The following is a 1,422-nucleotide window of genomic DNA, read 5'->3' as shown; positions in this document are numbered from 1 at the left end:
TCAATGCCGCGCCGGGCGCGCTTGGCGCGCCCGTCAAACCGGCCGTCACGCCGGCTGCGGCGGTGCCGGCGGCTCCGCCGCAGCCGGTGCGGCTGAATATCAATGGCAAGGACTATCAGCTGTCGCTGGAGCCGCGCGTGACGCTGCTCGACGCGCTGCGCGAAACCATCGGCCTGACCGGCACCAAGAAGGGCTGCGACCGCGGCCAGTGCGGCGCCTGCACGGTGATGCTGGACGGCCGCCGCGTCAATTCCTGCCTGACCCTGGCGGTGATGGCGGAGGACCGCAAGATCGTCACCGTCGAGGGACTGGGCGGCGAGACGCTGTCGCCGCTGCAGGCGGCCTTCATCGAGCATGACGCCTTCCAGTGCGGCTACTGTACGCCGGGCCAGCTGTGTTCCGCCACCGCGCTGCTGGGCGAGCTGCGCGCCGGCGCCGCCAGCGCGGTCACGCCCGATGTGCGCGGCCGGCCGGCGCTGACCGACGAGGAAATCCGCGAGCGCATGAGCGGCAATATCTGCCGCTGTGGCGCTTATCCGAACATCGTGCGGGCGATCCGCATCGTGGCCGCCGGCCAGGTTTGAGGAGAGCGCCCATGCAAGCGATTTTTGTCGACCGCGCCACCGATGTGGCGCATGCGCTGCGGCTGGCGCAGCAACCGGGGGCGCGCTTCATCGGCGGCGGCACCAATCTGCTGGATCTGATGAAGGGCGATGTGGAGCGGCCGGCGCGGCTGGTCGATATCACGCGCATGGGACTGGACCGCATCGAGACGCTGCCGGGCGGAGGCCTGCGGGTCGGCGCGCTGGTGCGCAACAGCGACCTGGCCGACCATGACCTGGTGCGCCAGCGTTATCCGCTGCTGGCGCAGGCGCTGCTGGCGGGCGCGTCGGCGCAGCTGCGCAATATGGCGACCACCGGCGGCAACCTGCTGCAGCGCACGCGCTGTTCCTATTTCACCGATACGGCTTTCGAGCATTGCAACAAGCGCGTGCCCGGCTCCGGCTGCGCGGCGCAGCGCGGCGTGCACCGCATGCACGCGGTGCTGGGCGCCAGCGACGCCTGCATCGCCGTGCATCCGTCCGATATGTGCGTGGCGCTGGCGGCGCTGGAGGCGACCGTGGTGGTGGCGTCGGCGAGCGGCGAGCGGCGCGTGGCGATGGCGGACTTCCACCGGCTGCCGGGCGCGGCGCCGCAGTTCGACACCACGCTGGCGCCGACCGAACTGGTGCTGGCGGTGGAGCTGCCGCCGTCGGCGTATGGGGCGCACGCGCATTATCTGAAGCTGCGCGACCGCGCCAGCTATGCGTTTGCGCTGGTGTCGGTGGCGGCGGGGCTGGAGATGGAGGGCGCGACGGTGCGCTCGGCGCGGCTGGCGCTGGGCGGCGTGGCGGCCAAGCCGTGGCGGGTGCCGGCGGCCGA

Annotated in this window: 2 protein-coding genes; both read left to right on the top strand. The window is 72.0% G+C overall.

The window, feature by feature from the left end:
• On the top strand, positions 1 to 584 hold a 584-nt coding region (locus GJ695_RS29355; protein WP_154370608.1), incomplete at its 5' end, for a (2Fe-2S)-binding protein.
• A gap of 11 nt (positions 585 to 595) precedes the next feature.
• Positions 596 to 1,422: FAD binding domain-containing protein (locus tag GJ695_RS29350; protein WP_154370607.1), on the top strand; the 827-nt coding region annotated here is incomplete at its 3' end.

It is taken from the genome of Duganella alba (assembly GCF_009674495.1).
GTDB classification, from domain to species: domain Bacteria; phylum Pseudomonadota; class Gammaproteobacteria; order Burkholderiales; family Burkholderiaceae_D; genus Rugamonas; species Rugamonas alba.
The sequence above is the reverse complement of the archived record's forward strand: the minus strand, read 5'-3'. Positions and strand labels throughout refer to the sequence as shown.